This window comes from Mangrovimonas yunxiaonensis, from assembly GCF_000733475.1.
GTDB classification, from domain to species: domain Bacteria; phylum Bacteroidota; class Bacteroidia; order Flavobacteriales; family Flavobacteriaceae; genus Mangrovimonas; species Mangrovimonas yunxiaonensis.
On the sequence record NZ_JPFK01000003.1, the window covers coordinates 22,662 to 42,768 of the forward strand.

Below are 20,107 nucleotides of genomic sequence, written 5' to 3' on the forward strand. Positions count from 1 at the left end.
AATCGATGAAATGCATCTGAAAGTCAGATATTTATTGAAATATATGCCGTTTAAAAGTGCTCTAGGCCTTCTTGTATGGTTTCCCATTCCTCCATTAACGTTTCCAAACGCGCCTTCTTTTCTTGATAAGCTTCAAAAAAACCTGGTTTAGAGACAGTTTCGTCGTAGTTTACAGCCAATTCCACATCAATTTCCTTAATATCTTTTTCCAATTGGGTGATTTGTGCTTCTACTTTACTTAGTTTATTCTTTAAGGATTTTTGTTGTTTCTGTGCTTCGTAAGATAAATTGTTATCCACTTGCTTGGGTTGTTCCTTCACCACATCGCGCTTTTCAACCTCGCGAAGGTTTTCAACATTGCGCTGTTGCAAATAAAAATCAATATCGCCTAAATACTCTTTAATTTTCTGGTCCTTAAATTCGTAAACCAGATTGGTAAGCCCTTGTAAAAAATCACGGTCGTGCGACACTAAAATTAACGTGCCCTCAAAACGGTTAAGGGCATCTTTTAACACGTTTTTAGATTTGATATCTAAATGGTTGGTGGGTTCGTCCATAACCAACACGTTAAAAGGCTGTAGCATCAGTTTGGCCAAAGCCAGACGGTTCCGCTCGCCCCCAGAAAGCACTCTAACATACTTATCCACCTCTTCACCTCTAAACAAAAAAGCACCCAAAATATCACGGACTTTGGTGCGGTTGGTTTCGTTGGCGGCATCAATCATGGTATCGTGAACGGTTTTGTTACCGTCAAGGTACTCGGCTTGGTTTTGGGCAAAGTAACCTATTTGTACATTATGCCCTAGGGCTAGGTGTCCTTGGTGCTCAATTTCATTAACGATAATTTTTGCCAAAGTCGATTTTCCTTGACCATTTTGCCCAACAAAAGCAATCTTGCTATCACGAGCCACGGTAAGGTTAATGTTGTTTAGCACTTGTAATTTACCGTAATGCTTAGACACATCGTTCGCTTCTATAACCACTTTTCCCGGGGTAATCGAAATTGGAAAATTTAGCGTCATAACGCTGTTGTCCTCTTCGTCTACCTCAATACGGTCTATCTTATCCAACTTTTTAATAAGCGATTGGGCCATGGTGGCCTTAGAGGCCTTTGCCCTAAACTTTTCAATAAGTTTCTCGGTTTGCTGAATTTGCTTCTCTTGGTTTTTATGGGCGGCCATTTGCTGCTCGCGAATTTCCTTACGCAAGATTAAAAACTCGCTGTAAGGTTTTGGGTAATCGTATATTCTTCCCAAAGAAATCTCTATGGTACGGTTGGTAACATGATCTAAAAACATCTTATCGTGCGATACGATAACCACTGCGCCGGAATAGCTCTTTAAAAAGCCTTCTAACCAAATTATCGATTCGATGTCGAGGTGGTTTGTAGGCTCATCCAAAAGCAACACATCGTTGTTTTGCAAAAGCAGTTTGGCCAGTTCTATACGCATGCGCCATCCGCCAGAAAACGTATCGGTAAGCTTGTTAAAATCGTCACGTTTAAAACCTAAACCCTGTAAGATCTTTTCGGTATTGCCCTGGTAGTTGTACCCACCTAAAATTTCGTACTGGTGCTGGGCTTCGTTTAAATCTACCATCAACTGGTTGTAGCTCTCACTCTCATAATCGGTACGCTCTGCCAACTGCACATTAATGGCCTCCATGTTGGCTTCCAAGGCCTTTATTTCCTTAAAAGCTTCGTAAGATTCTTCTAAAACGGTTTTTCCAAACTCGAAATCGATATCCTGCTTTAAAAAGCCAATGCTTAAATTCTTATCGGCCGCTATTTGGCCAGAATCGGGTTCTAACTCTTTAGACAGAATTTTTAGCATGGTCGATTTTCCTGCACCATTTTTTCCTATTAACCCTACCCGATCACCAGCACCCAGCTTAAATGTAATTTCCTCGAAAAGATATTCGCCTTGAAAACTAATGGAAAGATTATGAATGTTGAGCATTTGTGATATTTGTTACAGTTAATGAAGGATAATGTTGTAATTTTGTAGGACAATATCCAGCGCAAAAGTACAGTTTTAATTATGATTAAAAAAGGCACAAAACTTTATAGCATTTTTACGGGGAGTTGCCCAAAATGCCATCAGGAATCGATGTATCAAACCAAAAACCCGTACATTTTAACCGATGTTTTAAAAATTAATGAGGCCTGCTCGCACTGCCACACCAAATACCGTATTGAGCCCTCGTTTTTTTATGGGTCTATGTATGTAAGTTATGCTGTAGGGATTGCGTTTGGTGTCGCTGCCTTTGTAATTAGCTTCTTGTTTCTTGGCAGTAGTTTAAAAACAGCCTTTTTTGCCATTATAGGCACCTTAGTGGTTTTTGCGCCTATTATTATGCGCTTGTCCAGAAACATTTGGATAAATATTTTTATGCATTACGATAAGAGCTTGGCTAAGCCGTAAAGCGTGCGATATTAATTTCGGGATCTAAGGCTGCGTGTTTCTCTATAAAATTAAACAGCTGTTGGGCAACGTAAGGCGCAATCATAACACCACGTGTTCCCAAACCATTTAACACATAAAGCGCCTTGTGGCTGCTGTGCTGGCCAACCAAAGGGCGGCGGTCTTTTACCGTTGGACGAATGCCTGCTTCGTGGCCTACAAGATTAAAATCGCAATTTAAAAACGTTTTCACCTTTGTTAACAATTCGGTTTTTCCTGCCTCTGATGGCCGATTGGTTTTATCGGTCCAATTGTAAGTAGCCCCCAGCTTGTATAAATCCGCTCCCAATGGAATGAGGAATGCATTAGACTTTAAAACAAAGTCTATGTTTAAATCTGGGGCGTGTATGGTAAGCAACTCCCCCTTGGTTCCGTTTAATGGCAAGGTGTTAAAATACGGGTTCTTTTTAAGTCCGAATCCCTCGGCAAACACCACATTCTTGGCCTTTATCCCCTTATAGGAAACGCTGTTTTCTAAAAGCTGTAGACTGTCGTAATCGAATGCTTCTGCTATAAAAGCATCGGCTACATACTGTTTAAAGCTGCTTATTAAGCCGTCGGTATCTATTCTTCCAGTATGAAGGACTTCTCCCAACCCGTAAGGCGCTGTTATGCTGCTATTGGTATTGGATATTATGTTTGGCGATAAATACTTTTGTAGGCCGTATTTATCAGCTGCTACGAACCAATTATTTTGTTCTTCTACCGAGTGAAACAATCGCTTAACCGGAAGCTTATAATCTAGTTTAACCGCTAATAAACGTTCCAAATCTGGATAAACTTGGGCTGCTAAAGTTAATTGTTCGTCGCTTTTCCAAACAGGAGTAAACCGCTTTAAGACTACGGGATTATACAGCCCCCCGGCTACCGTTGATGATTGCTGCGACCCATTGTCGAAAACTACAAAGCTTTTTTGGTTTTGCTTAAGGGTATGGCAAAAATGTACGCCCGCTAGCCCACAGCCTACTATTAAATAATCTACCGTCATGTTTTATGTTATATAAAAAAACGCCCACTTTTCAGTGAGCGCTTTTGTTTTATTTGCTGCTGGCTTAGTAAGCCCACATGTCCAATTCGAAGTTTCGAATTTTCTCTTTAATTCTTTCAGATTCTAAAAGCTGCATTAAAGCGTTATCAGAAATATACTCGGTAACTTTTCTGTCGCCATAAACGTTTTCTTCTTTGTACACGTAGCCGTTAAAGCGTCGTGAGTTTAACAAATGGTCGAAAGAAAACGGCATAGCACTGTTCTCGTTATTAAACGATTTGGCTTCGTGCAATACTTCTCTTGCATCTGGATAGAAAATCCAGAATAAAGGGATGGGTTCTTTGTTAGCCTCGTCGTCCGATTCTAAGAAGTTCACATCTGGTGCTGCTGGTGCAATACCTAGAAGTCTGTACTTTAATTCGCCTTGACGCTTGTCGAAATACCACAAACCTTTAATTAAATACGCGCTAATATGGTAAGATGTAATATCGGTTTTTACCACATACTCTGGGTCTACGTAGCCATCGGCATTGAACTGCTCGTAACCGATATCTAAGGTATCAACTTTAGACATTGAATAACGCAGGTCTTTTAATGTGCGTTCTGCTGTGAAGTAAGAATCGTCGTAAATTTTTTCGATTTTTCCTTCTTTAATAGATTTCCAAAGCACATCAAATAAAGAGCGTCTGTTTTTACCGATGTTATTTGTATCTATTGGATAATACAATGGAAAGTTGGCACGTTCGTCTAGAACGACTCTTTCCCAAGTCATTTTAGAGAACATGATGTCTCTATCATCTACATAACCATATTCTAATGGTTTATCATTATCCACAGCTATTTGAGCCTCTGTTTTCACTCCAATTTCTTCTGGAGTGGTTGCATTCAGGATATTTGCTTGAGAATAAGCAGATACGGCGAATGTAAGGCCTAAAACGGTTAATACAATACTCTTTAATTTCATCTTTTGTTTTTTAATATTAGGGCTGATTAAAAATCAAGCTTTTAGTTTGTAATTTCAACCACTACAGGCGAAACGCTTTTTAACTTGTAGCTAGAGTTTCCTCTAATCTGGGCTTTAATATCAAAGATTGCAACTTGGTCTCCACGTCTTGCTTTACGTAAGGCGTTCTTTGCTTGAGAGTTTAACTTGGTTCCTCCAATTCTTACAGAAGGTTGTCCAGGTACTTTAATTTTAAACTCGGTAACTTGAATTGGTAATTCGAAGTCGAAATCTTCTAAAACTGCTCCAATGGTAGATATTTCTACACTATTTCTAGGCAATTTAACAATACCTGTTTGTCCTGAAATAGATCCTGTTGGCTTAGGAATGTCTTTAATACGGAATGTTTTTCTGTCTGATACTGCAGATCCATCGTCTAAGGTAGCGGTTACGTTAATGGTAACTTCTCTACCTGTTCCTGGGCGCATTTCAAACTTGCCATTTCCTACTTTTTTCAATCCAGCGGCACTAGCATTTACTTTGTGATCTGGCACACCGGCAAATGAGATGGTCATTGGGTTTACAACCCCTCTGTATACCACATTCATTTTATCGGCAGAAATAGTTGCTGAATTTGGACGTGGTACTACTACATACTTACCGTTGTAAGAAATTTCTAAATCTTTTCCGTCTTCTAAGAATGTGAAGCTTCCTTCTACATCGTGCTCGCCTACGTTACCTACGGTAAACTCGATACGAGCTGCACCAGTAGAATCGATAGCACCTTCTCTATCTAAGTCTAAAGCCTCGCCACCTACGCTTAATTTTGTTGGGGTAACGTTAGCGTATTTACCTAACACTACTTTTCCTGTAAATTTCTCGCCAGCGAAAAAGGCATTCTTATCTGGAATTACAATAGCGGTGTAGTTTTTTAAAGATACTGCTTCGTCTAGTGTATTTCCTAAGAAAAGGTTGTACATATTGGTTTCGGTAGCCTTTACGTCGTTTTGCATAGCGGTAAGCTTCGTGTACGATGCAATGGCTGGGAAGCCTTGGAAGTGGTAATCTAACCAGTTAAGTTTTTTTCCTTCTTGGTTGGTAATTGGTGCTGTACTAAAACGCTCTTCGAAGTTTTCGATAGCTTTTTGGTACTTTACATCATCGCCTAAAACGGCTTCGATATCTGTTTTGTATTTGTTTAAGCGATCCATAAAGGCTTGACCATCTTTTGTAAGACGATCACCTGTAAACCAAGCTTCATCTAAAAAGTCGCCTTTATCCATCTTTTCTGATGGTAGGGAACCATCTTCTTCTCTTTCAAAGTTTCCTTTTTCAAGGATCATTGTTTTTTGAGCCTCTAAAAAGGTAAAGAAATCTTCAGAAATCTTGTTTATTTGTTGGGCGTTGTTCGACGCTACTCTAAACTCTTCTGGTTTTTCTTCAGCCTTTTGTTTTAGGCCTTCAAGCATACCTACATTTGATGTTGATGCTAATTCGTTTGCTCTTACAAATTTATCATTCATTAACCCAAATGCAGAAAGTACTTCTTTACTCATGGTCATTGCGATCATCGCAATAAACACCAAGTACATTAGGTTAATCATTTTCTGTCTTGCAGATAATTTTCCTCCTGCCATGTCTTAATTAGTTTTAATCGTTAGAATTGTTGTTTTAATGACTCTAGTATATTAATACTAATTACGACTTGTTCATTGCAGAAAGCATTCCTCCATATACACCGTTTAACGATGATAGGTTAGACGCTAAAGATTGCATTTGCTCTTTTAACTTTTGTGCATTTTCTACAGTTTCTTCGTTGATGGCCGCTTGGCGGTTAACGCTATCTAACTGTACTTTGTACAAGCTGTTTAAAGATTCCATTTGAGCTGCTGCTAAAGATAGCTCTTCACCATACTTTTTAGTGGCTGCTATAGAGTCTACCGTTGGAGAAATTCCTTTGGCAGCACCTTCAAAATTCTTGATGCTATTTCCTAAGCTTGACATTAAGTCGGCGTCAATCTTAGCTTCTTTTAATAAGTTGTCTAATTTTTTCGATAACATACCGTCTGCATCTTTAGGCTCTTCTTTCTTGGCTTTCTTGCCAGTAGCTTGCCCACCTGCTAATTCTGGGTAAACTAAAGACCAATCTAAATCGCTCTGTTGTCTTTCAAACGCCGAGTATGTAAATACTAGAGCTTCAACGATCATACCGATGGTAAGAATTAAAGATCCGTAAGGCCAGTGCTGAATTTTGAATAACGCTCCAACAATTACAATTGCTGCCCCTAATCCGTAGATCATGTTAGTCATAGTTAATTTCCCTTTTTGTGCCATAATTTTAGTTTTTAGTCTTAAGCCGTTACGCTTAATTTGGTTTAATATTTAGTTAATTGTTAATTGATTTAATGTTTGTGCTGTTATTAGTTGCTCGCGTTTAAGGTTACATCTGTTCCCATGTAATCTTGTACGGTTCTAAAGCCTATATAGCTTCTAGCTGAGTCTGCATATTCGTAGTCACGAGAGCTTACTTGTAAGAAATAAGCAACGTCTTTCCAAGATCCACCTCTAACAACTTTACGTTGGTTGTTTACATCGTTAACACTTGGGTTAATTGTTGAAACAAATTCGTAAGATGACGGATCGTAAGAGGCGTTTACCCACTCTGATACGTTACCTGCCATATTGTACAGGTTAAAATCGTTCGGGTCGTAAGACTTCGCTTCTACAGTATATAGGGCTTGGTCGGCAGCATAATCACCACGTAATGGTTTAAAGTTTGCCATAAAGCACCCTCTGTCGTTTTTAGTGTAATACCCACCCCAAGGATAGGTTGCTGCTTGCAAACCACCTCTAGCGGCATATTCCCATTCTGCTTCTGATGGAAGACGGTAAGAATTTACAAAGTGTTGTCCTCTATCTTTTCTGTATGCATTGTGGTATAAGGTTCGCCATTGGCAAAACGCTTTAGCTTGTTTCCAAGACACGCCTACTACTGGGTAGTCGCTATAGGCATCGTGCCAAAAATAGTCGTTGTGCATTGGTTCGTTATAAGAATATGCGAAGTCGCGTATCCAAGCGGTTGTATCTGGGTAGATTTCAACCTCTTCTTTAATAATGAACTCCGAGCGTTTTTTTCCTTTGTTGGCTGCTCTTGCTGCTTTTTCGATATCCATATAAGAGTACTGGAACTTAAACTTGGTTACATCCCAAGTTCTTTGCCCGTTGTACGACTCCTCTATAGGAAGGTACATGGTATCCATAACTTCTGCATAGTACTCGTCTGGGTAGTCCCCGGTATCGAAAATAATATCAACATCGTGGTTTAACTTACGCCCTTCGTACCCTGTTGGGCCCAAACCGGCATAATTGTCGTACATGTACTTTTCATAAACGGTCATTTCTTCTTCATTTGCGTCTTTAAACGCAAATTCACCTATACCGCCGTCGCCAGGGGTAGCCCCAACTTCATCGGCAAGAATGGCCAGCTTAGTTCTAATAGTTGAGTCTCTTACCCATTCAACAAATTGACGGTACTCACTATTTGTGATCTCAGTTGCATCCATATAAAAGGATCTTACGGTAACTGTCTTAGTAGGTGCATCTTGAATTCCAGCAAGATCATCATCTGCCTTACCCATAATAAATGCGCCCCCTGGAATTAATTCCATACCGTAAGGTTTTTCGGGATGCCACTTTTTCCCTTTAACTCCTACTAGCTGCCCTCTATCTCCAGAGCCACAACTAGTTAGTAAAGCTAAAACTGCGATTAATAACGAAATTTTTTTCATATCCATAGAAAACTCGAGGTTAAATTTTATGCCTTAAATTTTTAAGAGCGTAAACATATCTATATATTTTTTAAAAAACAACTTTTTTATCAAAAAAATGCACATTTCGTCGTGAAAAAATGCATTTCACCGATGTAAAGTCTTAAATTCTTCCCATATTTACATCAAACACAATTCTTCTTAAAGGCCTTGTACCAACGCTCTGGAACCACATTACCACACGCCTCTATATAGTCTTGATGTGTGCATGGTAATAACGTATGTTTTTTTAGTTTATTATTAACATCTGATAAAAAAGGAATTTCTACCCACCAACGCCCTGTCATATTGCTTTTAAAAAAGACCAGTTCTTGCTCCTCGACAAGGGTTATAAATTTTTGGTAATGGGCTTCTTTTGAAAAATCGTCGTCCTCTACCCTAAAACTAACCCCTTCTATAAAATACCATAGCATTTGAGCCATTAGCATTGGGGTAATCTCATCGTCATAAGAAGGTTTGTACTCGTAAATACCAAACGAAGATACTTTATTGCTTATACCAGCATATCTTGCAATAGCACATATTTCTTTACCATCCAAACCATTTGGCGATATGCGTTGTCGCATGCCCAGCTCCGATGCCTTTACACTATTTATGTCGATACTTACAATATTGGCGTCTCTTAAAACGGGCTCGACTAAAGAAATGTCATGCGACACCTCTCCCAACCGATACGATTCGAAATAGAGCTTCTCCATTAAATCTATTTCTTCTTGCGAATTAAAATAGGTCTGGTAGCCAATGGTCGCATAATTAAATAGGTTATACGGTTGTTCTATTATAATCTTCCCTATAAAACTGTCGTTTTTTATAGACTTATCAGAATCTCCTAAATCGAACTTCGCATCGACATTAACAATATTGACCATGGGTACAATATTATCGTAAGCCCGATAATTAACATAGGTTAAATCCTGACTACCGCCAATAATAACGGGAATAATTTTTTTTTGAATAAGAATCTCAAGGGCGGTTCTTAAAGCGAAATACGTATCTTCTACGGCTTCTCCTTTATTAATGTCACCAAGATCTGCTAGGTGCAATTGCCAGTTCCCAGGGAATAATTGGTATAGGGATTTACGAACGCTGTCCAAATCGAGGTCTTCGCCCAAGTAATCGATATCGTTTCTGTTTTCCAGAACACCTATTAATGCGACTTTTACCTGACTTAAATCTGGAAGCCCTCCTTGCTTGGAGTGTATTTTAATTTTCCTTCCCAGTGCTTGTTGCGGCAGCAAAGCTGTATGCGCCATTACCGAATCGGAAACAGGAGAAAGGAAATCAAAATTCATAAGCTATTTTACTTCTTTTTGGTCGTTTTTTTTCTGGCAGTCTTCTTCTTAGGCGCATTCTTCTCTAAATGTGCCTCGGCTTCTTCCAAGGTCATATCTGTTACATCTACTGTTTTTGGCAGCTCTACTTTGGTTTTTCCTTTTATAATATTGTGGCGCCCCCAACGTGCTTTTTCAACTCTAATGCCTGCTTCTTCCCAGTTATGTATAAGCTTGTCGCGCTCTTTTTGAAGTTTATCTTCTATTAGGGTTTCTATATCCTCGTTGGATAAGTTATCCCAATCGTACTTTTTATTTACGTTAATAAATATGTTGTTCCATTTTATAAATGGCCCAAAACGTCCTTTTCCTTTGGTTACATCATGACCATTATAATGGTATATAGGCGCATCGGCCTTCTGCTTTTCTTTAATAAGCTCTATGGCGTCGCTCATTTCAACATCCAATGGCTCCATACCCTTAGGCAGTGAAATGTATTTCTTCCCAAATTTTACATAAGGACCAAAACGCCCGTTATTAACTTCAACCGTTTCGTCTTCATAAGTTCCTAATTGCTTAGGAAGCTTAAACAAATCCATAGCCTCCTCAAACGTAATGGTATTTAATTGTTGGTCTGGACTTAAACTGGCAAACAAGGGTTTCTCCTCTTCATCAACAGTACCTATTTGAACCATTGGCCCAAACCTACCCAGCCTAACACTTACTTGGCGTCCTGTTTGGGGGTCGGTACCAAGAATGCGTTCTCCCGATTCGCGTTCGGCGTTTTCCTGAACATCTTCTACCGTTGGATGAAAGTCCTTATAAAACGCTTTCATCATTTTCTCCCAATCGACCTTTCCTTCGGCAATCTCATCGAAATCCTCTTCAACTTTTGCTGTAAAGTTATAGTCTAAAATGGTTTCAAAATGGTTTACTAAAAAGTCGGTTACGATCATCCCGATATCGGTTGGCACCAACTTCCCTTTGTCCGACCCTACGTTTTCCGTTAAGGTAACATCTGCTATGGCACCATCTTGCAACGTTAGTTGCGAATATTTACGTGCCACACCTTCTACAGTGCCTTTTTCTATATAGCCTCTATTTTGAATGGTTGAAATGGTTGGGGCGTAGGTAGAAGGTCTACCAATACCCAACTCTTCCAGTTTCTTCACCAACGATGCTTCCGTAAATCGGTAAGGCGGCCGCGTAAAACGCTGGGTTGCTGTTATTATATTGTTTAATAGTAATTCGTTTACCGTTAACTTAGGCAACATGCCATCTTGCTCGTTATCTTCATCATCTGTTCCTTCAAGGTAAACTTTTAAAAACCCATCAAACTTAATCATTTCGCCATTTGCGGTAAACAATTCGTTATGGGTTGTTGCGTTAATTTTCACATTGGTACGCTCCAATTGAGCCTCACTCATTTGCGACGCTATGGCGCGTTTCCATATTAGTTCGTACAACCTCGCTTGGTCGCGGTCGATGTTTACGGTATGTCTTGAAAAATCGGTTGGGCGAATGGCTTCGTGAGCCTCTTGCGCCCCTTTGGCTTTTCCTTTGTAATTTCTTGGTTTGCTGTATTCCGAACCATAAGCAGCTTCTATCTCGCGTTGCGCACCATTTCTGGCTTCGTCAGATAAATTCACACTATCGGTTCTCATATAAGTAATTAAACCAGCCTCGTATAAACGCTGTGCCATGGTCATGGTTTTGCTTACAGAGAAATACAGCTTACGTGAAGCTTCCTGTTGCAACGTTGACGTTGTAAACGGAGGTGCCGGTGCTTTTTTGGCGGGTTTTTTCTGCAGGTCGGCCACCTTAAACTCAGCCGCTACATTAGCCTCTAAAAAGGCTAAGGCTGCTTCTTTTGTATCGAAATTCTTCGGAAGTTTAGCCTTAAACGTTTGCCCTTCTTGAGTTGAAAATTCGGCATCTATTCTGTAAGAGGCTACCGGTTTAAAACCTTCTATTTCGCGTTCGCGCTCTACAATTAACCGCACCGAAACCGATTGCACCCGACCAGCCGATAGCCCGCCCTTTACCTTGCGCCAAAGTACTGGCGACAGCTCGTAACCTACTATCCTATCCAGTACACGGCGTGCCTGTTGGGCGTCTACCAAATTGTAATCTATACCTCTAGGGTTCTCGATGGCTTTTTGTATGGCCGTTTTAGTAATCTCATGAAAAACAATACGTTTTGTCTTGGCCTTGTCTAATCCTAACGATTCTGCCAAATGCCATGCAATAGCCTCTCCCTCGCGATCCTCATCACTTGCCAACCAAACCATTTCGGCTTTCTTAGCGAGATCCTTTAGCTTTTTTACAACCGCTTTTTTGTCTTTAGAGACAACGTATTTTGGTTTAAAATCCCCGTCTACATCTACCCCTAACTCCTTAGAAGGCAGGTCTGCAATATGCCCAAAACTCGACTCCACTTTAAAGTCCTTTCCTAGGAACTTTTCAATAGTTTTGGCCTTTGCAGGGGACTCTACGATTACTAAATTCTTCGCCATAAATCAATTTTTAAGGTTACAAATGTAATTGAAAAAAAACTTAAGTTCCTAATTTTTGAACACCTCCAACCCAAAATGCAGCCATTTTTAATAAAAAAACACAGCCGTTTTTATGAAAATCTCATTCTGCCACTTTGTCACAATTCCATAAATAAATTGTATCTTTGCACACTTATTGACTATCAAAAATTATTCAATATTGAATATGGAGAAGATTATAGATGAAACCCAACAAGGCAACAGCCTCGTCCTAGAACAAAAAGCAGAAAACACCCGTAAGCTGTTTATAGAAAGCTACGGCTGCCAGATGAATTTTAGCGATAGTGAAATTGTGGCTTCCATTTTATCTGAAAATGGATTTAACACCACCCAAAACCTCGAAGATGCCGATTTGGTTTTGGTAAACACCTGCTCTATTCGCGACAAAGCCGAACAAACCGTTAGAAAACGCCTCGAAAAATACAATGCCGTAAAACGCCAAGGCAACCCAAACATGAAAGTAGGGGTTTTAGGTTGTATGGCCGAACGCCTAAAAAGTAAGTTTTTAGAAGAAGAAAAAATAGTAGACCTTGTGGTTGGCCCAGATGCCTACAAGGACCTCCCTAACTTATTGGCCGAAGTTGAAGATGGCCGAGAAGCCATAAACGTTATTCTTTCTAAAGAAGAAACCTATGGCGATATTTCGCCGGTACGCCTAAACACCAATGGCGTAACAGCATTTGTTTCCATTACCCGTGGTTGCGATAACATGTGTACCTTTTGCGTGGTACCTTTCACCAGAGGCCGTGAGCGTAGCCGCGACCCGCAAAGCATTATCGAAGAAATTAACGATTTGGCCAACAAAGGGTATAAAGAAGTTACGCTTCTTGGGCAAAATGTAGACAGCTACCTATGGTATGGGGGCGGCCTGAAAAAAGATTTCGAAAAAGCCACCGACATGCAAAAAGCTACAGCCGTTAGCTTTGCCAAGCTTCTAGAACTCTGCGCCCAGGCACAACCAAAAATGCGTTTCCGATTCTCGACTTCCAACCCACAAGACATGACCTTGGATGTGATTGAAACCATGGCCAAATACCAAAACATTTGCAAGTACATTCATTTACCTGTGCAAAGCGGTAGCAACCGCATTTTAAAAGCCATGAACCGGCAACATACCCGTGAAGAGTATTTTGAAATGATTGACAACATTCGCCGTATTATTCCAGATTGCGCCATTTCGCAGGATATGATTACCGGATTCCCCACAGAAACCGAAGAAGACCATCAAGACACTTTAAGCTTAATGGCATATGTAAAATACGACTTTGGGTTTATGTTTGCCTACTCTGAAAGACCTGGCACCTTGGCCGAGCGTAAACTAGAGGACGACATTCCTGAAGCGACAAAAAAACGCCGTTTACAGGAAATTATTCAATTACAACAAGAACACAGCCATTATAGAACACAACAACACCTAGGCAAGATTGAAGAAGTTTTGATTGAAAAAGCTTCTAAAAAATCGGATGCCCATTGGTCTGGACGAAACAGCCAAAACACAGTAGTTGTTTTTCCTAAAGGCCCCTACAAACCAGGCGATTTTGTAAACGTAAAAATAACCGATTGCACCACAGCCACACTTATAGGCGAAGCTGTAGGGTGCTCTAATAATAATTAACAACATTATTCCCTTGAAAAGGAAAAATTAAAAAGCCCCACTTCGTGGACAATTATGATGGAATCAGTACAAGCCATAAAACAACGCTTTGGCATTATAGGCAACGACCCCAAACTTAATCGTGCCATAGAAAAAGCCATACAAGTAGCACCAACCGACATCTCTGTATTGGTAACGGGTGAAAGCGGTGTTGGTAAAGAGAGTATTCCAAAAATTATCCATCAGCTATCGCACCGTAAACACGGCAAATACATTGCCGTAAACTGTGGCGCCATACCAGAAGGCACCATAGACAGCGAATTATTTGGGCATGAAAAAGGCGCTTTTACAGGAGCCACACAAACCCGAAGTGGTTATTTTGAAGTGGCCGATGGCGGGACCATCTTCTTAGACGAAGTTGGTGAGCTCCCCTTAACCACCCAAGTGCGTTTGTTACGTGTTTTAGAAAATGGCGAGTTTATAAAAGTAGGCTCTTCAAAGGTTCAAAAAACCAATGTGCGCATTGTGGCCGCCACCAATGTAAACATGTTCGAGGCCATTGAAAAGGAAAAATTCCGAGAGGACCTGTATTACCGTCTAAGCACTGTAGAAATAAACCTTCCGCCCCTTCGCGAACGCAAGGACGACATTCATTTGCTGTTTAGAAAATTTGCCAGCGACTTTGCCTTAAAGTACAAAATGCCAACCATTAAACTTGCAGACGAAGCCGTTAACGCACTTTTAAAGCACCGTTGGAACGGTAATATTCGTCAACTGCGCAACGTAGCAGAACAAATATCGGTTTTAGAGCAAAACAGAACCATCGCACCCGAGGTGCTTCGCGGGTATTTACCAAATACAGGAAGCAACCTGCCTGCCGTAGTAAACCAAACAAAGGCCGAAAGCGATTTTAGCAACGAACGCGAAATCTTATACAAAGTCCTGTTCGATATGAAAAGCGACCTCAACGATTTAAAAAAGCTCACCATGGAGCTTATGAAAAGCGGAAACACTTCGGAAGTCGCTAAGGATAATGAAAGTTTAATTCAGAAAATTTATGGCGACGACGACGACACCGAAGCCACCATAGAAAATCTGGAGGTGCTTTCTATACCCGAAAAATCGGTACCCCAACCTGTAGAGCAAGACCCTATAGACGACAAATATCATTTTGCCGAAGATGTTGAGGAGGAAGAAACCCTATCGCTTCAAGACAAAGAACTAGAACTTATTAAAAAATCCTTGGAACGCCACAACGGAAAACGTAAATTGGCAGCACAAGAATTAGGGATAAGCGAACGCACCCTATACCGAAAAATAAAACAATACGACTTGTAAAATGACACAGCTACCCAAATTTATTGTTGCTGCCTGTACCGCACTCCTACTCTTAGGATGTGGGTTTTACTCCTTTACCGGCGCCTCTATTCCTTCTGGCACAAAAACATTTCAGGTCAATTACTTTCAAAATAACGCCATACTAATAGAACCTGGCCTAGACAGAGACTTTACAAATGCCTTAACCGATTTGCTTTTAAATCAAACCAACTTAGATCTTGTAAAAAGCAATGGCGACCTAGTTTACGAAGGCGAAATTACAGAATACCGCATATCGCCTACCACAGCGACATCGGACAATACAGCGGCTCAAAACCGGCTGACCATAACTGTAAACGTGCGGTTTTTTAATAGAAAAGCCGAAGACGACGACCTAGAACAACGGTTTTCATTCTTTTACGACTACGACAGAAACCAGCAGTTAATTGGCCCCCAAAAGGATGCTGCTCATGAAGAAATTTTCGAACGCCTAACACAAGATATTTTTAACGCCACTCTGGCTAAATGGTAATATGGGAGAGTTTAATTTTAAAGACATATTGCAAAACCCACAGCACATGCTTCCGGCTCATACAGAAGATTTGCTTGCAATAATTAAAGCCTACCCATACGCCCAGTCGCCCAGAGCACTGTTACTTAAAGCCCTAAAAGATAAAGGCAGTTTTAAGTACAACCAAGCGCTTAAAACAACAGCCGCCTACACCACAGACCGCAGCATATTGTTCGATTTAATTACATCTGAAATCTTTCTTCAGAATGAAATTTCAGAAGCCATAAAACAATCCAACTCCAGCATTAAAAAACTAGATGTAACGGCCGAGGATATTTCGGTTGATAAAAACACCACTATCGACGATGTTCTAAAGCAGCAAATCCTAGAAACCAAAAATGTTTTAGACCCAGAGCTGTTCACGCCAAAAACGCAACCAGACCAAGTTGCCCCTGTGCAACCAGCGCCTAAAACCACTGCCCAAGAAGCACAACAAACCTCATTAACGGCTAACAACACCGCTGAAGAAGCCGCTAAAGACACCTTAAAAATAGGCACACCGCTTGAGTTTACTCAAAACGAAAAACACTCGTTTGGTGAGTGGCTTAAACTTACTCACTTTTCTGCTATTGAAAGGGAAGACGCCCCAAAACCAGAAAAAGAAGAGGAGCTTACAAAACACACTGCTCCTACAGAGCGCGATAAGAAATTTCAGCTTATAGACCGGTTTATTTCTAAAAACCCCAAGTTAAAACCAGAAAAAACTCCCGGAAAACACCAAAACCTCGCCGAGCAGCAAATGATCCAGCCAGACATGCTAATGACCGAGACTTTGGCCAGAATTTATGTCGAACAAAAAAATTACAAAAAAGCCATTCAATCTTATAAAATTTTAAGTTTGAAATATCCAGAAAAAAGTGGTTTCTTTGCAGACCAAATTAAAGCAATACAAAAATTACAAGAACAAAATAAATAATACATAATGAGTACGTTTACTATATTTTTAGCATTAATTGTTGTGGTAGCCTTTTTATTGGTTGTCGTAATTATGGTACAAAACCCTAAAGGAGGTGGCTTATCATCATCTTTTGGCGGTGGTGGTACACAGCAGTTAGGTGGCGTGAAAAAAACTACAGATTTCCTAGACAAAAGTACTTGGACACTTGCAGCTTTAATGCTTGTTCTAATCTTGTTATCTAACGTTGCCATAAACAGAGGCCCTAAAGCCGAGTCTAAAGCCTTAGATCCAAATGCTACAACATTGCCTGTAACACCTCAGGAAACGCCTGCTACACCAAGCGAAACAGAAACCAACAGCAACAATGCTGAGTAACAATACCGATTAAAATAAAAATGCCAACTTGTTTAAGTTGGCATTTTTTTTACCCAAAAATGAAAATTTGTCAGTTAGCTTTCGTTGGCACATTTTTAGCTTAAAGCCTAGCATTAATTAATAAAACAATCTAAAAAAAATAACACAAATGGCATTAAACATTAAACCTTTAGCAGACAGGGTTCTTGTAGAACCTGTTCAAGCTGAAACTAAAACTGCTGCTGGGATAATCATTCCTGATAACGCCAAAGAAAAACCACAAAAAGGCAAAGTAGTTGCTGTAGGTAACGGCACTAAAGACGACCCTATAACGGTTAAAGTTGGAGACACTGTACTTTACGGAAAATATTCTGGCACAGAGTTAAAACTTGACGGTAAGGACTATTTAATTATGCGAGAAAGCGACATTTTCGCAATTATCTAGAAGCCTGAGGCAACTAACAGAATGCTATAAACAAAACGTATTAAAAACAAATTAAACGCCTAAAGCATCACGCTTCAGGCATAAAACACTTAAAAAATTATGGCAAAAGATATAAAATTTGATATTGAAGCACGCGACGGCCTAAAACGCGGTGTCGATGCTTTAGCAAACGCAGTAAAAGTAACTTTAGGCCCTAAGGGACGTAACGTTATTATTTCGAAAAGCTTTGGTGCGCCTTCAGTTACCAAAGATGGTGTTTCTGTAGCAAAAGAAGTCGAGCTTGAAGACGAGCTTGAAAACATGGGCGCACAAATGGTAAAAGAGGTGGCCTCTAAAACCAACGACCTTGCCGGTGACGGTACAACAACTGCTACCGTTTTAGCACAAGCCATCGTAAAAGAAGGTCTAAAAAACGTTGCTGCCGGAGCTAACCCAATGGATCTAAAACGCGGAATAGACAAAGCTGTCGAAGCCATTACGGCCGATCTTGAAAAGCAAGCAAAAAAAGTAGGAAATTCTTCTGAAAAAATTCAGCAAGTTGCCTCAATCTCTGCCAATAACGACGAAACTATTGGTGAATTGATTGCTACAGCTTTTGGAAAAGTAGGCAAAGAAGGTGTTATTACCGTTGAAGAGGCCAAAGGAACCGATACGTATGTAGACGTTGTTGAAGGGATGCAATTCGACAGAGGCTACCTGTCGCCTTACTTCGTAACCGATGCCGATAAAATGATTGCCGATTTAGAAAATCCGTACATTTTATTATTCGATAAAAAGATTTCTAACCTACAGGAAATTCTTCCTATTCTAGAGCCTGTAGCACAATCTGGCCGCCCATTATTAATCATTGCCGAAGATGTTGAAGGACAAGCCCTAGCCACTCTAGTAGTAAATAAACTACGTGGCGGATTAAAAATCGCCGCTGTAAAAGCGCCTGGCTTTGGCGACAGACGTAAAGCCATGCTAGAAGACATCGCTATTTTAACTGGCGGTACCGTAATTTCTGAAGAACGCGGCTTCTCGCTTGAAAATGCCGATTTAAGCATGTTGGGTACAGCAGAAACTGTAACCATAGACAAAGACAACACGACTATTGTAAACGGTGCTGGTAAAGCAGCTGATATTAAAGCTCGCGTAAACCAAATTAAAGCACAAATAGAAACCACAACCAGCGATTACGATAAAGAAAAACTTCAAGAGCGCTTAGCCAAATTAGCTGGTGGTGTTGCCGTACTTTATGTTGGTGCTGCCAGTGAAGTGGAAATGAAAGAAAAGAAAGACCGCGTAGATGATGCCCTACACGCCACAAGAGCGGCTGTAGAAGAAGGTATTGTTGCCGGTGGTGGTGTAGCCTTTGTAAGAGCTAAAAAAGTGCTTGAAAAACTACCTACCGAAAACCTAGATGAAACAACCGGTGTTCAGATTGTGAACAAAGCTATTGAAGCCCCTATTAGAACAATTGTTGAAAATGCAGGTGGCGAAGGCTCTGTGGTAATCAACAAGGTTTTAGAAGGTAAAAAAGGCTTTGGGTACGATGCCAAGAACGAACAGTATGTAGACATGCTAGAAGCTGGTATTATCGATCCTAAAAAGGTAACCCGTGTAGCCTTGGAAAATGCCGCTTCGGTTGCTGGCATGATCTTAACTACCGAATGTGCTTTGGTCGATATTAAAGAAGACGAACCGGCTATGCCTCCTATGGGCGGCGGTATGCCAGGCATGATGTAGTCGAGAGTCTCGACACGCAAATAAAAAAAAACGCCTTGAAATATTTCAAGGCGTTTTTTTATTACACAATGGTGTTCTTTTTGTCTAAAACCAATAAATCTGCACTTTTTAAGCCTTTGTTAGCTTATGATAATAAAACGCTGGAAGTAACAGCAGTAACATTATAGGTTGAATTAAAAACCGTCTAACATTAAAAAATAGATAGTAATCTTCTTGTTTTGGGTTAATTACAAAATACAAAAACACCCCAATCAATACAAAATAAGCAAGGCTGTAAACCACAGCCGAAAACTTCACAACAGACACATCCTTAAAAAACAAATACATAATGCCTAAAGAAATTACCGTATTTAAAACATACCGTATGGTTGTAAAAAGGGTAAGCTTAAACACTTCGCGCCTTGGGCTATCTATGTAGAGATAATCATTTTTGAAAAACTGTAAATACGGATCATAAAACAACACATCTTCAAAAGCCCTGATAAGGATTAAAAACAAAATTAAAACGGTTATTAACACATACTTCATCATCACTTACTTCTTGCCTCTTTAACTTTTAAACTAGAAAACCTATTTACCCACACCATCCAAAGCAAAAACATCATCCCATAAATCATCAGCGGAAAAACCACTTCATGCAGTAAGTCCTGGTATTGCGGAAAATGGTACAAACACATAATAATAATTGCAATGCGCAACACATTTGCCGCATATAAAATAACCGCTCCTGCTAGGATAAAAAGAAAAGTAGATTTAAACCTCCCAGAAAAAGCCACTACAAAAGCAATAAAAAGGTTAATAACACTTATTGCATTGCACCCCTCTACTATTCTAGACAAGTACTTTCCATTTACAATTAGTTTCATCGAAGGCTCATCGGGATGCGGTATTGCCGTTGTATGGTAACCAAACCCATTAAGTATGTCGGCAGTCTGGTGTGCCACAAGATTGGTCACGTAATCTGGATAATAAGTCATGCCAGTAGAAAACTTTAGGTAAGCCCTGTACCCTACCGTTAAAACACTGTAAACAACCAAAAAGGTTATTATAAACTTTACAACAGGCCTATATGTTTTAACCAAACTTTCCAATTAAAAATATTTTGATGTTAAAGTTATATAAAATCAATTTTTAAATAATCGCTTTTAAATACT

General features: G+C 40.0%; 18 protein-coding genes. 8 read left to right on the forward strand and 10 right to left on the reverse strand.

The window, feature by feature from the left end; all coding sequences use genetic code 11:
- Positions 1-50 precede the first annotated feature (50 nt).
- Positions 51-1,958, reverse strand: coding sequence for an ABC-F family ATP-binding cassette domain-containing protein (locus IA57_RS02285; protein WP_036118811.1), 1,908 nt, complete (start codon positions 1,956-1,958; stop codon positions 51-53).
- An 81-nt stretch (positions 1,959-2,039) separates the two neighbouring features.
- On the opposite strand from IA57_RS02285, the gene IA57_RS02290 reads away from it, so the two are divergent.
- Positions 2,040-2,423 carry a DUF983 domain-containing protein gene (locus tag IA57_RS02290; protein ID WP_036118813.1) on the forward strand — a complete coding sequence of 128 codons (384 nt, stop codon included), beginning with the start codon at positions 2,040-2,042 and terminating at the stop codon, positions 2,421-2,423.
- Here the strand turns inward: IA57_RS02290 and IA57_RS02295 are convergent.
- The 7 genes from IA57_RS02295 to topA all read right to left on the reverse strand — a co-directional run bounded on the left by IA57_RS02295 (position 2,413) and on the right by topA (position 12,007).
- Positions 2,413-3,450: an NAD(P)/FAD-dependent oxidoreductase gene (locus IA57_RS02295; RefSeq protein WP_036118815.1), complete on the reverse strand. Its 1,038-nt coding sequence runs from the start codon at positions 3,448-3,450 to the stop codon at positions 2,413-2,415. The genes IA57_RS02290 and IA57_RS02295 overlap by 11 nt on opposite strands.
- 64 nt (positions 3,451-3,514) lie before the next feature.
- Positions 3,515-4,414 carry a type IX secretion system ring subunit PorN/GldN gene (gene porN / locus IA57_RS02300; RefSeq protein ID WP_036118817.1) on the reverse strand — a complete coding sequence of 300 codons (900 nt, stop codon included), beginning with the start codon at positions 4,412-4,414 and terminating at the stop codon, positions 3,515-3,517.
- 41 nt (positions 4,415-4,455) lie between these two features.
- Entirely contained in the window at positions 4,456-6,030 is a 1,575-nt protein-coding gene (gene porM, locus IA57_RS02305) for a type IX secretion system motor protein PorM/GldM (protein WP_036118819.1), read from the reverse strand.
- Positions 6,031-6,091: 61 nt separating this feature from the next.
- Positions 6,092-6,727 (reverse strand): type IX secretion system motor protein PorL/GldL, encoded by a 636-nt coding sequence (porL, locus tag IA57_RS02310; protein ID WP_036118821.1) that lies wholly within the window; start codon positions 6,725-6,727, stop codon positions 6,092-6,094.
- A gap of 86 nt (positions 6,728-6,813) precedes the next feature.
- On the reverse strand, positions 6,814-8,181 hold the full coding sequence (porK, locus tag IA57_RS02315; protein WP_051880954.1) for a T9SS ring complex lipoprotein PorK/GldK: 1,368 nt from the start codon (positions 8,179-8,181) through the stop codon (positions 6,814-6,816).
- A 164-nt stretch (positions 8,182-8,345) separates the two neighbouring features.
- Positions 8,346-9,512 carry a formimidoylglutamase gene (locus IA57_RS02320; RefSeq protein WP_036118826.1) on the reverse strand — a complete coding sequence of 389 codons (1,167 nt, stop codon included), beginning with the start codon at positions 9,510-9,512 and terminating at the stop codon, positions 8,346-8,348.
- An 8-nt stretch (positions 9,513-9,520) separates the two neighbouring features.
- Positions 9,521-12,007, reverse strand: coding sequence for a type I DNA topoisomerase (gene topA, locus IA57_RS02325; RefSeq protein WP_036118829.1), 2,487 nt, complete (start codon positions 12,005-12,007; stop codon positions 9,521-9,523).
- Positions 12,008-12,212: 205 nt separating this feature from the next.
- On the opposite strand from topA, the gene miaB reads away from it, so the two are divergent.
- The 7 genes from miaB (at position 12,213) to groL (ending at position 18,953) form a co-directional block, all read left to right on the forward strand.
- Positions 12,213-13,661 (forward strand): tRNA (N6-isopentenyl adenosine(37)-C2)-methylthiotransferase MiaB, encoded by a 1,449-nt coding sequence (miaB, locus tag IA57_RS02330; RefSeq protein ID WP_036119436.1) that lies wholly within the window; start codon positions 12,213-12,215, stop codon positions 13,659-13,661.
- A gap of 57 nt (positions 13,662-13,718) precedes the next feature.
- A complete protein-coding gene (locus tag IA57_RS02335) occupies positions 13,719-14,978 on the forward strand; it encodes a sigma-54 interaction domain-containing protein (RefSeq protein ID WP_036118831.1) in 1,260 nt (419 codons plus the stop codon).
- Between the two features lies 1 nt (position 14,979).
- Positions 14,980-15,489 (forward strand): LptE family protein, encoded by a 510-nt coding sequence (locus tag IA57_RS02340; protein ID WP_036118834.1) that lies wholly within the window; start codon positions 14,980-14,982, stop codon positions 15,487-15,489.
- A gap of 1 nt (position 15,490) precedes the next feature.
- Positions 15,491-16,444: a hypothetical protein gene (locus tag IA57_RS02345; protein WP_036118836.1), complete on the forward strand. Its 954-nt coding sequence runs from the start codon at positions 15,491-15,493 to the stop codon at positions 16,442-16,444.
- A 6-nt stretch (positions 16,445-16,450) separates the two neighbouring features.
- Entirely contained in the window at positions 16,451-16,801 is a 351-nt protein-coding gene (gene secG, locus IA57_RS02350) for a preprotein translocase subunit SecG (protein WP_036118838.1), read from the forward strand.
- A 148-nt stretch (positions 16,802-16,949) separates the two neighbouring features.
- Entirely contained in the window at positions 16,950-17,225 is a 276-nt protein-coding gene (locus IA57_RS02355) for a co-chaperone GroES (RefSeq protein WP_036118841.1), read from the forward strand.
- 99 nt (positions 17,226-17,324) lie between these two features.
- Positions 17,325-18,953, forward strand: coding sequence for a chaperonin GroEL (groL, locus tag IA57_RS02360; RefSeq protein WP_036118843.1), 1,629 nt, complete (start codon positions 17,325-17,327; stop codon positions 18,951-18,953).
- 108 nt (positions 18,954-19,061) lie between these two features.
- Here the strand turns inward: groL and IA57_RS02365 are convergent, their stop codons facing one another.
- Entirely contained in the window at positions 19,062-19,484 is a 423-nt protein-coding gene (locus IA57_RS02365) for an exosortase F system-associated membrane protein (RefSeq protein WP_036118845.1), read from the reverse strand.
- Entirely contained in the window at positions 19,484-20,044 is a 561-nt protein-coding gene (gene xrtF, locus IA57_RS02370) for an exosortase family protein XrtF (protein ID WP_036118846.1), read from the reverse strand. The genes IA57_RS02365 and xrtF overlap by 1 nt, the downstream gene beginning before the upstream one ends.
- Positions 20,045-20,107 lie beyond the last annotated feature (63 nt).